This is a genomic window from Chryseobacterium foetidum (assembly GCF_025457425.1).
Lineage (GTDB): Bacteria > Bacteroidota > Bacteroidia > Flavobacteriales > Weeksellaceae > Chryseobacterium > Chryseobacterium foetidum.
Map to the genome: position 1 here is coordinate 321,962 of NZ_JAMXIA010000001.1, position 13,342 is coordinate 335,303.

Annotated in this window: 17 protein-coding genes and 1 other RNA gene; 15 read left to right on the forward strand and 3 right to left on the reverse strand. The window is 36.1% G+C overall.

Going from position 1 to position 13,342, the window contains the following annotated elements:
- Positions 1 to 11: 11 nt before the first annotated feature.
- The 5 genes from NG809_RS01475 to NG809_RS01495 all read left to right on the forward strand — a co-directional run bounded on the left by NG809_RS01475 (position 12) and on the right by NG809_RS01495 (position 2,323).
- Positions 12 to 194, forward strand: coding sequence for a hypothetical protein (locus NG809_RS01475; protein ID WP_262147420.1), 183 nt, complete (start codon positions 12 to 14; stop codon positions 192 to 194).
- Positions 195 to 422: 228 nt separating this feature from the next.
- The gene (locus NG809_RS01480) at positions 423 to 824 is read left to right on the forward strand and encodes a hypothetical protein (protein ID WP_262147422.1); all 402 of its coding nucleotides are present in this window, start codon (positions 423 to 425) and stop codon (positions 822 to 824) included.
- Between the two features lie 90 nt (positions 825 to 914).
- Complete coding sequence (locus tag NG809_RS01485; RefSeq protein WP_262147424.1) at positions 915 to 1,427, forward strand: DUF421 domain-containing protein; 513 nt, start codon at positions 915 to 917, stop codon at positions 1,425 to 1,427.
- 3 nt (positions 1,428 to 1,430) lie between these two features.
- Complete coding sequence (locus tag NG809_RS01490; protein WP_262147425.1) at positions 1,431 to 1,925, forward strand: GNAT family N-acetyltransferase; 495 nt, start codon at positions 1,431 to 1,433, stop codon at positions 1,923 to 1,925.
- A 107-nt stretch (positions 1,926 to 2,032) separates the two neighbouring features.
- Positions 2,033 to 2,323 carry a hypothetical protein gene (locus NG809_RS01495; protein ID WP_262147427.1) on the forward strand — a complete coding sequence of 97 codons (291 nt, stop codon included), beginning with the start codon at positions 2,033 to 2,035 and terminating at the stop codon, positions 2,321 to 2,323.
- A gap of 45 nt (positions 2,324 to 2,368) precedes the next feature.
- Here NG809_RS01495 and NG809_RS01500 read toward each other — a convergent pair whose 3' ends face one another.
- A complete protein-coding gene (locus NG809_RS01500; protein WP_262147429.1) occupies positions 2,369 to 2,683 on the reverse strand; it encodes a DUF4286 family protein in 315 nt (104 codons plus the stop codon).
- Positions 2,684 to 2,830: 147 nt separating this feature from the next.
- On the opposite strand from NG809_RS01500, the gene gyrA reads away from it, so the two are divergent.
- Positions 2,831 to 5,413 (forward strand): DNA gyrase subunit A, encoded by a 2,583-nt coding sequence (gene gyrA, locus NG809_RS01505; RefSeq protein WP_262147431.1) that lies wholly within the window; start codon positions 2,831 to 2,833, stop codon positions 5,411 to 5,413.
- Positions 5,414 to 5,535: 122 nt separating this feature from the next.
- Positions 5,536 to 6,564, forward strand: coding sequence for a tetratricopeptide repeat protein (locus NG809_RS01510; RefSeq protein ID WP_262147434.1), 1,029 nt, complete (start codon positions 5,536 to 5,538; stop codon positions 6,562 to 6,564).
- Positions 6,565 to 6,618: 54 nt separating this feature from the next.
- Here NG809_RS01510 and NG809_RS01515 read toward each other — a convergent pair whose 3' ends face one another.
- Positions 6,619 to 7,347 (reverse strand): DUF6261 family protein, encoded by a 729-nt coding sequence (locus NG809_RS01515; RefSeq protein WP_262147436.1) that lies wholly within the window; start codon positions 7,345 to 7,347, stop codon positions 6,619 to 6,621.
- Between the two features lie 488 nt (positions 7,348 to 7,835).
- Between NG809_RS01515 and NG809_RS01520 the strand changes: the two genes are divergently transcribed.
- The 5 genes from NG809_RS01520 (at position 7,836) to NG809_RS01540 (ending at position 11,712) form a co-directional block, all read left to right on the forward strand.
- On the forward strand, positions 7,836 to 8,657 hold the full coding sequence (locus NG809_RS01520) for a hypothetical protein (RefSeq protein WP_262147437.1): 822 nt from the start codon (positions 7,836 to 7,838) through the stop codon (positions 8,655 to 8,657).
- 62 nt (positions 8,658 to 8,719) lie between these two features.
- Positions 8,720 to 9,556, forward strand: a complete 837-nt coding sequence (locus NG809_RS01525) for a 1,4-dihydroxy-2-naphthoyl-CoA synthase (RefSeq protein WP_262147440.1) — start codon at positions 8,720 to 8,722, stop codon at positions 9,554 to 9,556.
- A 67-nt stretch (positions 9,557 to 9,623) separates the two neighbouring features.
- Positions 9,624 to 10,556, forward strand: a complete 933-nt coding sequence (menA, locus tag NG809_RS01530; protein ID WP_262147442.1) for a 1,4-dihydroxy-2-naphthoate octaprenyltransferase — start codon at positions 9,624 to 9,626, stop codon at positions 10,554 to 10,556.
- Between the two features lie 5 nt (positions 10,557 to 10,561).
- Positions 10,562 to 10,843: a hypothetical protein gene (locus tag NG809_RS01535; protein ID WP_262147444.1), complete on the forward strand. Its 282-nt coding sequence runs from the start codon at positions 10,562 to 10,564 to the stop codon at positions 10,841 to 10,843.
- A gap of 182 nt (positions 10,844 to 11,025) precedes the next feature.
- Positions 11,026 to 11,712, forward strand: coding sequence for a metal-dependent hydrolase (locus NG809_RS01540; protein WP_262147446.1), 687 nt, complete (start codon positions 11,026 to 11,028; stop codon positions 11,710 to 11,712).
- A gap of 69 nt (positions 11,713 to 11,781) precedes the next feature.
- Here NG809_RS01540 and ffs read toward each other — a convergent pair.
- An RNA gene (gene ffs / locus NG809_RS01545) (signal recognition particle sRNA small type) lies at positions 11,782 to 11,878 on the reverse strand.
- Positions 11,879 to 12,009: 131 nt separating this feature from the next.
- Between ffs and NG809_RS01550 the strand changes: the two genes are divergently transcribed.
- Genes NG809_RS01550 through NG809_RS01560 form a run of 3 tightly spaced genes read left to right on the forward strand, consistent with a single transcriptional unit; the run spans position 12,010 to position 13,336 of the window.
- Positions 12,010 to 12,606, forward strand: a complete 597-nt coding sequence (locus NG809_RS01550; protein WP_262147448.1) for a DUF4199 domain-containing protein — start codon at positions 12,010 to 12,012, stop codon at positions 12,604 to 12,606.
- Positions 12,607 to 12,658: 52 nt separating this feature from the next.
- Positions 12,659 to 12,916 carry a DUF6364 family protein gene (locus NG809_RS01555; protein WP_262147449.1) on the forward strand — a complete coding sequence of 86 codons (258 nt, stop codon included), beginning with the start codon at positions 12,659 to 12,661 and terminating at the stop codon, positions 12,914 to 12,916.
- On the forward strand, positions 12,917 to 13,336 hold the full coding sequence (locus NG809_RS01560; protein WP_056079870.1) for a type II toxin-antitoxin system VapC family toxin: 420 nt from the start codon (positions 12,917 to 12,919) through the stop codon (positions 13,334 to 13,336).
- Positions 13,337 to 13,342: the final 6 nt, after the last annotated feature.

Below are 13,342 nucleotides of genomic sequence, written 5' to 3' on the forward strand. Positions count from 1 at the left end.
AACATTGTGTTATGAAATCAATTAAAATTTTTCTTGCAATATTTGTATTTTCATTGACGTTCGCGTCATGTGAAGTCAGAACAGTAGGAAACGGCCGCGGGCACTCAAAACCAATGCCACCAGGACAGACAAAAAAGGTTTTTGGAACAAAATCTGCGAAACCCTTCGCACCCGGACAAAATAAACGGAAATAACAACCAAACTGCAGCGAAAGTTGCAGTTTTTCTGTTTAGAAAGTAAGATTAACAATTCCAATGTTAACTTTTCAATTATTTTAAAAATTTAAACAATTGAAAATCAACAATTTAATTTTCAATGTTAACCCAATGTTAACTAAATGTAAAATTTATATGAATTTATTTATATATCTTTGAATTAGACAATAAGATACAACAATAATTAACTCTAAAAATCAAAGACATATGAAAAAATTACAAATATTAGCAGCTTCAGTTTTCGTATTTGCATTTGCAGCAAATTTTAATACAGCAAAGGCTCAAATCTCTTCAGATCAAACCATAAAGGAAGTTCAGCTGAATAAGGCAGACGCTTTTAATGAAATCAGAAATCAGCTGATGGCCAATTTTGATTTTACAAATCAGGATTACCAGCAGGGAATCGTTAATTCCGAAGTGAAATTTGATATTTCTGAAGAAGGTAAAATAGTAAATGTAAAATCTAAAGGTGACTGCAAAGTAGTAAGCAAAGAAATTGAAAAAATCCTCAGCAACCTACACTATAGAATCGATTCTTCAAAAATGAACGAAAAAATGCTGGCTTCAAGTTTTGTAATGCCGGTAAGAGTAGATATCAACAACAGATAAATGACTTATCATATATTTTTTTAAACTGCCTTCACAGGGCAGTTTTTTATTGCCATCAATTGACTAAATTTGATTTTTAAAATATAGGTTTTGGAAGAGATACTGAATGTGGTTTTCCGCTCACTTTGCGTCTACCTTTTTATGGTCATAGCCATCCGTGTGTTTGGGAAAAACCAGTTGTCACAGCTTAATGCTGGCGATGTAGTTTTGCTTCTTCTCATTTCAAATGCCGTTCAGAATGCCATGGTTGGCCCGGATACTTCGCTTGAAGGAGGAATCATTGCTGCGCTAGTACTTTTCGCAGCCAATTTTATTCTGAAACGGTTGATGTTTAAAAATCCAAAATTCAAAAGTTTTATGGAAGAAGATCCTGTCGTTCTCATCAGAGACGGTAAGATTGATGAACCCGCACTGAACAGGGTGAAAATCACTGAAGACGAGCTCGAAGAATCGATCAGAGAACATGGTGTGGACGGGATAAAGAATGTGAGACTCTCCGTCCTTGAGGTGGATGGCAACATCAGCGTTGTCTCGATGGACAGGACTGGCGAACAGACCCATTACACAAGAATCAAAAGAAAAAATAAAAGAAAATATCACTAAAAAATGTATTACGAATTACGGGAAATGCGTCCTGAAGATGGCAAAAGAGTTCTGGAAATTTTTCAGCAGGGTATCGACGGCGGAATCGCCACTTTTGAAACCACCGTACCTACGGAAGAAGCATGGGGCATGGAATTTCTGAACGACTGCCGTTGGGTTCTTGAAAATGATAAAAGCGAAGTTGTAGGATGGTGCGCCTTGAAACCGATCAGCAAAAGAGACTGCTTCAGGGGAGTAGCTGAGATCAGCATCTACTTTGATGATGAGTATCAGGGAAAAGGTCTGGGTTCAATGTTGCTCAAAAAACTGATTGTCGACAGCGAGGAACATGGTTTCTGGACTTTGCAGGCCAATATTTTTCCGGAAAATGAAATATCCATCAGATTCCATCAGAAATTTGGGTTCAGAACAATCGGTACAAGAAAGAAAGTAGGCAAACTTAACGGAGAATGGAAAGATTTGGTGATGCTTGAAAGAAGAAGCGAATTAATTTTTTAACATAAAACATATTAAAGTTTCTTAAATATTGTTTTATTTGTAATCATAATCTGTTATTGGCATTTTCATTGTTGCGTATTTTTCAGAAATTTAAAAACAATGGAATTATGAAGAGTTTTGTGAAAATTTTAGGAGCGTTTCTCCTGCTGGTTTTTTCTGCCAGCTTCAATACTGTAGATGCTCAAAGACATCATAAACATAAAAAACATCATTTTAAATCTGCCAAACATTATCATAAACGTGTAGCTCATCATCACAGAAGACCTGCCAGATATGTTACTCATTACAGAAAACCCGTTAGGCACAGGTATTACCGTCCGGTAGTGCATCACAGACCTGTAAGGCATTATTACAGACACGTGCCGCCAAGACAGACTGTAATTGTTATTAATCGTTAGCATAAAAAACCGACTGTTTCAGTGAAGCAGCCGGTTTTGTTTTTTCTATATTTTACTTTTAATGGGATCGAGAAAGGTATTGAAAATCATAATATCCTGCCCGAACTTCATTTCAATTCTGTCTGCAATGTTCTGGAGTTCGCTCTTGATAAAATCTTCACGGAATTCAGAATCATCAAAAATCAAAAGAAGATTGTAGTTTTTGCCCTCTTCAATAAAGTCGCTTTGTACTTCAGAAAGGATATATTTATTGACGTCAAGAAGGTTTTCTGTCATTAGAAACAACTCTTCATCTACATATTTTGTCCATTCTTCGAGGTTGTTTTTCGGGCAGTGAAAGGTAATACTGAGAACACTCATATTTTATGATTTATTTAATATTTTAGATGCAATTCTCAGGCAAAAATCGGTATTTTTTTCTTAAATTAGCACGTTATAATTTTACCGAAATAAATATTTTTCAGATGTGTGAATAACGCTCTGATTATCATAATAATAAACTTTTATATGCAAAAAGAAGGAGAAAGACTGATTCCTATTAACATCGTTGATGAAATGAAGTCATCTTACATCGACTATTCTATGTCGGTAATTGTTTCCAGAGCACTTCCGGACGTGAGAGATGGCCTTAAACCTGTACACAGAAGGGTATTGTACGGTATGTATGGATTAGGGGTTTTTTCAAACAGAAAATATTTAAAATCTGCCAGAATTGTAGGAGACGTTTTAGGTAAATATCACCCTCACGGTGACTCTTCAGTTTACGATGCCATGGTAAGAATGGCTCAGGACTGGAGCTTGCGTTATCCACAGGTAGACGGGCAGGGTAACTTCGGTTCAATGGATGGAGATCCGCCTGCAGCAATGCGTTACACCGAGGCAAGACTTAAGAAAATTTCCGACGAGATTTTATCTGATCTTGATAAAGAGACGGTAGATTTTCAAAATAACTTTGACGACAGTTTAACTGAGCCAAGTGTAATGCCTTCAAAAATTCCTAACCTTTTAGTGAATGGAACTTCCGGTATTGCTGTTGGTATGGCGACAAACATGGCGCCGCACAATTTAACTGAGTCGATTAATGCAATCTGCGCTTACATCGATAACAGAGAAATCACCATCGATGAACTGATGCAGCACATTATTGCTCCCGATTTCCCGACAGGTGGTATCATCTACGGTTACGACGGTGTGAGAGACGCTTTCCATACAGGAAGAGGACGTGTAGTTTTGAGAGCTAAAGTAGGTTTTGAAGAAGTTCACAACAGAAATGCGATTATTGTAAGCGAAATTCCTTATCAGGTCAACAAAGCAGAGATGATTGCCAGAACTGCAGAGTTGGTAAAAGACGACAAAATCCCCGGAATCTACGAAATCAGAGATGAATCTGACAGAAGAGGTATGCGTATCGTTTATGAATTAAAGAATGATGCGATTCCGAATGTGGTTTTAAACATGCTTTATAAATATACGTCGCTTCAGACGTCTTTCAGTGTCAACAATATTGCATTGGTACACGGAAGACCGGAGCAGTTGAATGTAAAGGATATTATTCATCATTTTGTAGAGCACAGACATGAAATAATAGTAAGAAGAACTCAGTACGAGCTTAGAAAAGCGAAAGAAAGAGCTCATATTCTTGAAGGTTTCATGAAAGTGATTGGAACTCAGGATGCTTTGGATAAAGCCATTTCCATCATTCGTCATTCTGCCAATCCGCAGGCTGCGAAAGAAGGTTTGATGACAGAATTTGAACTTTCTGATATTCAAGCTCAGGCTATTCTTGACTTGCGTCTTGCACGTCTGACAGGAATGGAGCTTGACAAAATCCGTGATGAGTACGATGCAATTATGAAAGAAATTGCAAACCTCGAAGATATTTTGGCTAATGAAGGAAGAAGATTCGAGATCATCAAGGAAGAATTGGTTGAAGTAAGAGAAAAATACGGTGACGAAAGAAGAACTGAAATCGACTATTCAGGTGGTGAAATGTCTATCGAAGATATCATCCCGAACGAAGAGGTTGTTCTTACTATTTCTCACGCAGGTTATGTTAAGAGAACGTTGCTTTCAGAATACAAAGTTCAGAGCAGAGGAGGCGTTGGTAACAAAGCTGCTACTACAAGAGATTCAGATTTCCTGGAGTACATTGTTTCTGCAACCAACCACCAGTATATGTTATTCTTTACAGAAAAAGGAAGATGTTACTGGCTGAGAGTTTTTGAAATTCCGGAAGGATCAAAAATATCTAAAGGCAGAGCGGTTCAGAACTTAATTAATATTGAACCTGATGATAAAATTAAAGCTTACATCAGAACCAATAATTTAAAAGATACAGAATACGTCAACCAAATGAGTGTGGTAATGGTTACTAAAAACGGTACCATCAAGAAAACATCTTTGGAAGCTTATTCAAGACCGAGAGTAAATGGTGTAAATGCTATTGAGATCAGGGATAATGACCAGTTGTTAGGTGCTTATCTAACGAATGGTACCTCTCAGATCATGATTGCTACGAAAAACGGTAAATGTATCCGTTTCCCTGAAGAAAAGGTAAGAGAAGTTGGAAGAAGTTCTATCGGTGTACGTGGAATTACTTTGGAAGAAAATGATGAAGTAATCGGAATGATTGTTGCCAACGATCTTGAGAACGAAACTGTTTTGGTGGTTTCTGAAAAAGGTTATGGAAAAAGAACTGCGGTTTTAGACTACAGAGAAACCAACAGAGGTGGAAAAGGAGTTATCACTTTAAATATCACCGACAAAACAGGAAACCTGATCGCCATCCAGAACGTTACAGACGAAGACGGATTAATGATCATCAACAAATCCGGAGTTGCCATCAGAATGGGAATGGATGAGATGAGAGTGATGGGTAGAAATACTCAGGGTGTGAGAATGATTAACCTGAAGAAAAATGACGAAATCGCTGCAATCGCGAAAGTAGCCATGGATAAAGATATTCCTGAGGATGAAGAAGCGGAAGGGGAAAACGAAAATATAGCTGATAACCCAGAAAACGATACAGAAAATTTGCCACAAAACGAAAACGAGGCAAATGAAACCGAGAATTCAGATTCTGAAGAATAAATAAATAAATAATATAATATGAAATCGCTGTGATTTGCAAAATAAACACGAATGTAGATAGCGATTCCATAACTAGTCCCGACAATTCGGGATGACCAATTAAAAACAATAAATAATTCCATATGAAAAAGCTGATTTTAGGGATTACTATCCTGGCATCTTCTCTTTCGTTTGCACAGAAAGACGATGTGAATGCAAAACTTCAGGCTGCCAATAAAGCAGCAATGGACGCTTTCAATGCAAAAAATTACGCAGTAGCTGCTCCCAAATTCGTAGAAGTTTATGACCTCTTAAAAGCAAGTGGACAGGACGATAAGACCTATCTTTACAACGCCGCAATTAGCTATGCAGTTAACAATAATATTCCTGAAGCTACAAAGCTTTACGAACAGTTAATTGCTGCAAATTACACAGGCGAGCAGATAACTTATACTGCGAAAGATAAAAAAGGTGAAGTTCAGTCGTTTGATAAAACAATGTGGACAACCCTTAAAGTTAAGTCTAAGGACTACACAGATTTTAAGGAAGAAAAAACTCCGTCTGTAGAGCCTGAATTGTATGAAACTTTGGCAACACTGTATCTTAATTCTAAGCAGAATGACAAAGCAGTTGCTTTAATTGAAAAAGGTTTGGCTAAATTCCCAAACAATGCCAAGTTAAAAGATTTCCAGGGAACAGCGTATTACGCATCAGGAAATAATGACAAGTTTGCCTCTGTAATAAAAGAACAGTTAGCGAAAGATCCTAACAATGCCGAAAACTGGTACAACTTAGGAGTTCTTCAGTCTAAAAATCCTGCCAGTGCTGCAGAAGCAGAAGTATCTTTTAAAAAAGCGATTGAACTGAAGCCAGATTTCTCAAATGCTTATCTGAACCTGGTTTACAGCATCATCGGTGACGAAGACAATGCTGTAAAAAAGATCAACGAGGCCAACAGAACCAACAAAGCTGAAGGTACAAAACTAATCGAAGAGAGAAGAGGACGTTTTGCTAAAGCATTGCCTTACGCAGAAAGCTGGTACAAAGTACAGCCGGAAAATATCGACGCCGTATCTACGCTGAAAGATATTTACACAGTTACTAAAAACACTGAAAAAGCGGCTGCTCTTAAAACAAAATTAGCTGAACTTGAAGCTAAACAGACAAAATAATCTTCAAAAGATTTCATAAAAAAACCGAAGCAGAAATGTTTCGGTTTTTTTGTTTTATTGAGCAAGTCTTCTCGAGACAATCACATCAGAAAAATACGCTCTTCCGTTATTGATCAGGGCCAGCATATCTTTGTAGTAAGATTCTTCATTTTCTTCCACAGAAGCCATTGCAAGTATATAATTTGTAAGCCTTTTGTAATCTCCAGCCAATGCTTTCCTCAAAGATTTCATGTCTAAAACTGTTTTTTGAGAAGTTTTAAATGACCTTTGAGCGAAAAGACTGTTGAATGCCACATTAGAAACGGAGAGATGATTTACAAATTTTCCGATCGCCAACACAGCAACACCATTGCTGAAATCACTGCTTTCTAACCTGTTGATCAACTGTGTAATCTGGTTGGTTTCTGCTTCGTATGATGCGTTTTCCACATTTTTGTACTCCGAGAGCAATAGCTGTAATTTTTTGTAGGCATCAGCTTCTTCCTGATTTTTTGCATTTCGGTAGGGCTTTAAAGAATCCCTCAATGCCTGCATGCCAGAATCTCTTTCTTCATCAAGTCTGGCAATTGCTTCAGACTCTTCACTGGCTTTTACCTGGTTCAGTCCGGCATTGTACATAGGAAGCTGATCTTGCAAAACCGTAAAAAGTTTTTTAGCTTTCAGATCATCGTCGGGGTTTAAGGTAGAAGATCCCAGATCTTCAAATAGTCTCACGATCAACTGCCCAAATTCTGAATGGTGCAGAGCCTTTGCATAAAGGCTTTTTAATTTAATTTTACTCATAACTGTGCTTTATTTTTATTGCATTTTTTATTTTAAATCTAAATATTGCGGGATTGAAGCAAACCATATTTAAAGGAAGTTTTCCCAAATTGGGACGGGGCAAAACTGTTTCGGGGGAAGCTGTCCCAAATTGGGACGTGAAGAATTTATTTTAGTTTAAACCATCCCAAACCGGGAAAACGTAAACTAACAGTGGGGGAGCGGAACTCTGTTTTTTTTCATCGTAAATATTGTTTGTGTCTTTCAAATTTAATATAAATATCGATAGGGTGATAAAAAATATAAATAAATATACCACATTTATTTATATTTAAAACTTATATAAAAACCTACTCAATGATAAAAAAGTATTACTACTTATTTTTCTTTCGTCAACAGTGATCTTATTTGCCCAGAAAATTTTAGTTGAGGGCGTCGCAAGAGATACAGCAAAGACAACAAATTATGTACACATCACGGTGAATGATACTTTGCGTAAATACAAAGATATGGAAAAGAAAACTGGTTTAAACCGTGGAGATGAATATGTTAAACTTGCGAGAAATAAAGATTACGTAACAAATACCGATAGCTTAGGTAATTATAAAATTTATGCTCGACCTACTGATACCTTATATTTTCAGCGTCCTCATTATTACAGTCAAAAATACAAAGTTGAAGATATTGTTCGGGATAAGATAGAGGTTGATCTTCTGCCAGAACCATGTGTTCCTTATGTTTCATGTGAACAAAAGGAACCTTTTGCATTTTACATTTTTGTTGGAGAACAGATTGCAATGACTTTTAAGTCTGATCCTTACTACTGTAATGTTATAACTTTAGATGGAGGTGCTTTTGAATGTACATATAAAATAAATCAATCGTTGTATGGAAATTATCCTTCAGATAAAATCAATTTTAAAGCTTATGATCATTACGGGCGACCAAAGTTTTCAAATTTTAAAAACGTTATGCTTTTTGTGGGCGAATATTGTGGAAGTCTGTATCATACAAAGTATCAGTTCTTTGATGTATATAAAACTAAAAAAGGCAAATGGGCAAGCCCAGGTGATCCTTATAAGTACAATAAATATGTTAAAGATAAAACAGTAAAAGCTCAGAAAATTAAGTTCGATAAAGATGTATGGATTGATTTATCAGAAATGTATAAAAAGGAAAAAGAGGAATATAAACTTCCTTACTATAAAGTCGTTGGAGACAAAGCTTTTCCACTAATGGGTACTTATGTAGATGAGCATATTGACATTAAGAAAAATACTGTTTTAAAAGAACTGAATATAAAACTTGATAAAAGTAAGTTTGGTCACTAATCATTAAATTTCCACCTAAATTTTCTGCTTAAATCCTTATCTTTGGGCAAAATTATTACAAAATGATCGAGTGGAAAACCGTGAAGGAATACGACGATATTACCTATAAAAAGTGCAACGGCGTAGCCAGAATTGCCTTCAACAGACCGGAAATCAGAAATGCTTTCAGACCCAAAACAACTTCAGAACTGTATGATGCTTTTTATGATGCATCAGAAGATCCATCCATCGGTGTAGTTTTACTTTCAGGAGAAGGACCAAGTTCCAAAGACGGAGTCTGGGCTTTCTGCAGCGGTGGTGACCAAAAGGCGAGAGGTCAGCAGGGTTACGTAGGAGAAGATGGAAGACACCGTTTAAATATTTTGGAAGTTCAGCGTTTAATCCGTTTTATGCCTAAAGCTGTGATTGCTGTTGTTCCGGGATGGGCTGTAGGTGGCGGTCATTCGCTTCATGTAGTTTGTGATCTCACTTTGGCAAGTAAAGAGCACGCCGTTTTCAAACAGACCGATGCTGATGTGACCAGTTTTGATGGCGGTTACGGTTCAGCGTACTTGGCAAAAATGGTGGGACAGAAAAAAGCACGTGAAATTTTCTTTTTAGGCAGAAACTACTCTGCTCAGGAAGCTTTCGATATGGGAATGGTGAATGCTGTGATTCCTCACGATGAGTTGGAAGATACTGCTTACGAGTGGGCTCAGGAAATTCTGGCTAAATCTCCAACATCCATCAGAATGCTGAAATTTGCAATGAATTTAACCGATGACGGAATGGTTGGTCAGCAGGTATTCGCAGGTGAAGCGACGCGTTTGGCGTACATGACCGAAGAAGCAAAAGAAGGCCGAAATGCTTTCCTCGAAAAAAGAAAACCAGATTTCGGAAAAGATCAGTGGATCTCTTAAAATAATCGATAAATGATAATTGATGTTTGATTATACCATCATTTATCATTTATCACTTATCAATTATATGAAAGATTGGATACAGGCCGCGAGGCTTAGAACTTTACCGCTGTCCCTGAGCGGAATCATCATGGGATCATTCATCGCAAAATGGCGACTCTACACCGAAGGCGGAACATGGGACTGGAAAATATTTGCACTGGCACTTTTGGTGACATTACTGTATCAGATCCTGTCAAACTACGCCAACGATTATGGCGACGGAGTGAAAGGAACTGATGCGATAAGAGCAACAGAAGCCGAAGCAAGAGCAGTTGCCTCCGGAAAAATTACGGCGAAACAAATGAAAAATGCGGTAATTCTGTTTTCTGCTTTATCGTTTGTAGCAACTTTAGCATTATTATACCTGGCATTTATCCCTGAACACATGAATGAATTCTACATATTCATCGGTTTGGGTGTGGCTTGTATTTTAGCTGCAATTGGTTATACAGTTGGCAAAAAACCTTACGGTTACATGGGATTGGGCGATCTTTTTGTCTTCATTTTCTTTGGTTTGGTTTCGGTTTGCGGAAGTTATTTTCTGTTTACCAAAACCTTCAGCTGGGATATTTTACTTCCTGCAGCAGCTGTTGGAATGATGAGTATGGCAGTTTTAAACCTGAACAATATGAGAGATATCGAAAGCGACAGATTATCAGGCAAAAACAGTTTTGCTTTAAGAATTGGGTTTAAAAATGCGATGATTTACGAAATTGTACTTCTGCAACTTCCTGTAATCTTGATTTTTGTATTCCTTTGTCTTCAGGGATTTCTGCAGACGCAGCAATATTACGTATTTATCGTGATGATTTTACTTCTGCCAATGATGAAAATCAGAAGACAAATTATGTCTGTAAAAACGCCAAGAGAGCTTGATCCTTTTCTAAAACAGGTAGGGATTTTGACGCTGATGATGGCAGTCTTAACGGTTTTGGGATTAAATTATTTTAGTAACTAAAGGTGATGAAATTAAAATTAGTAAATATTATTTTTTCTGTTTTGATTTTAATTTCAAATATCTATTTTTTATACGGTACATTCATAATTATCAAAGATGATGGTGGACCAATGGGATTTGGTTATGCGATTCTTCCTTTTTCTTTAATCGTTAACTTAGGAATTATTTCAGCGTTGCTAACTTTAATTGGGAAGAAATACAACAGTAAACTATTATTTAGCTTAAATTTATTTGTCGTGATTTTAATGTCATTTTTTCTCTATCTATCTTTAAGAAATATAAAATGAATTCACTATCTATTTATGGCAAAAAGGGTTATATCAAATCTGTCTATGAAGCTTTTGAAACGTTCTCTGGAATTGCAAATCAAAAACGTTAATCCCTCAGATAAAATTTAAATACTTTCAAGTTTCTCATTGAATTATATTTGTGAAATTCGAAAAAATTCGTGCAATAAAAAAATTTTAAAATGAAAATACAATTCTTAGGACAAAACTGTTTTTTGTTCACCTATAAAGACAAAACGATTCTCTGTGATCCTTTTTACAACTACAAAAAAGCAGAATCAGGATTCGAAATTACAGCTCAGAAAATAGATTTTATTTTGCTGACACACGCACACGGAGATCACATTGCCGATGTGGAAGAGGTTTTGGAACATTATCCTGAAGCTACGATCATTGGAGTTCCTGAGATCTGTGGATATTTCAACAATGCAAAAAATACAATCGACGTCAACCTTGGAGGTTCGGCAAAAATTGATGATTTGAAAATCTCAATGGTTCCGGCTCATCACACAAGTTCGTTCCCCGACGGAAGTTACGGTGGCGTGCCTGTAGGATATATTTTCAGACTTCCTGAAGGTAAAAATGTATACTTGGCCGGAGATACCGGCGTGATGGCGGATATGCAGCTATTTCCTGCATTGTACGGGAATTTAGACCTTTCTATTCTTCCTGTTGGCGGTCATTACACGATGTGTGCAAGAAAAGCAGCTTTTGCAGCAGCAGAATTATTGAAAACTCCAAAAGTAATCGGTTGTCATTTTGATACTTTCGCTCCGATAGAAATTGATCATCATGAAGCACAAAAGCATTTTGCAGATAAAAATGTAGGATTGGTTTTACCGAAATTAGGAGAGACATTCGGGATATAACAAAAAAAAAATTAAGAGATTAAGTAATTTAAATAAAATCATCTTAATCTCTTAATTTAAAAAAATAAAAAATGGCAAGCTACCTAAATCACACCGCTCAACCAATTACCTTTGCTGCGTTCCCACCCTGGAGGATTCTCAGGAGCTGGTTGTTTAGGACTTGCCGTTGCAAATATAGGAATTAATATTAAACCTCAAAACTGTATAACAGAAAAATCGGATGAAAACCTACTGAATTAAAGCTAATCTGCTGAAATTTAAGTTAATAATTTTTCATCTTTTTGTAAATTTTTAAACATGACTAAAAGTCCTACCACCTTCGGAATTATCCTTTTTATTGCTACAATGATTGTCTTTTTTGTAGTTTATGTCTTTTTCTCAGGAATCAATTATTTTGATATCTCACTGAAAGTGAATGCTTTCGTTTTGCCCATTCTTTATGCCGGAACTGCTTTTTGGTCAGTAAAAACTTTTTGGAACAACAACAGATATGTAACTTTTAAAGATGCATTCAAAAGAGCATTTTATCCGATGTTTATCGGTGGTTTTTTATCAGTAATCACTATTTTTCTTTTTTTAAATTTCGTTGATAAAGATGCCAAAAAACTTCTCAACTATCAATACGTTGAAAGACAGAGAACTGAATTAAATGCAGAATATACTTCTGCAAAAAAAGTTTTAAAACATCAGAAAGACATCGATGAACTGGAGAAAAAATATAAAGAAACCCTTCAAAGAGTCAGTGACGAGGCAGTGAAAGGAAAAGATATGCTTACATCAAGTCATTTCGCAGGATATTTTGGAGGAATACTGATATTTTACTTAGTTTTGTCTTTGTTTTTCGGAGCATTTTTCAGAACAAAATCAAAGCCTGAAGACGACGAAGAAGCGTAAAATTTTGCGAATATATTTTACAATACGTATATTTGCTTAAAATACACGTGTTATGACAACTAAATTAACATTAACAATAGAAAAGAGCGTCATCGAAAAGGCTAAAAAATATGCAAAAGGTACGCAGAGAAGCCTTTCTGAGATGGTGCAGAAGTATCTGGAGAGCTTAGTAATTGAAAAAACAGATGAGGAAGAAATGTCTCCGATTGTTCGAAAACTTGCAGGAAGTCTAAAATTTCCAAAGGAAGTTAGCGATGAAGATTTAGACAATTACAGAAGAGAATATCTTGAAAAAAAACATTTACTCTAAATGAAATTTTATATTGATACTAACATTGTAATAGATTTCATTATTGAAAGAGGGAACTTTTTTTATGAGGCAAAAAAGATATTTGAATTAAGTGAGCTTAAAAAAATTTCAATCTTTATATCTTCCCATACAATTGCAACAGCACATTATATTTGCAAAAAGCATTTCAAAGAAAATGAGATTAGGCAGGTTTTGGATGATTTGCTTCTGATTGTAGATGTAATTGCAGTTGATGAAGATATCATCAAAAAATCTCTAAAATCTCATCATAAAGATTTCGAAGATGCTATTCAGATTTTCTGTGCGCATCAGGTAAAAAATATTACGGGGATTGTTACAAGAAATATCAAAGATTTTTCTACGTCAGAAATTCCGGTCTTTGCACCTGATGAAGCATTAGATTATATCCGAAATAATTAATTTTAA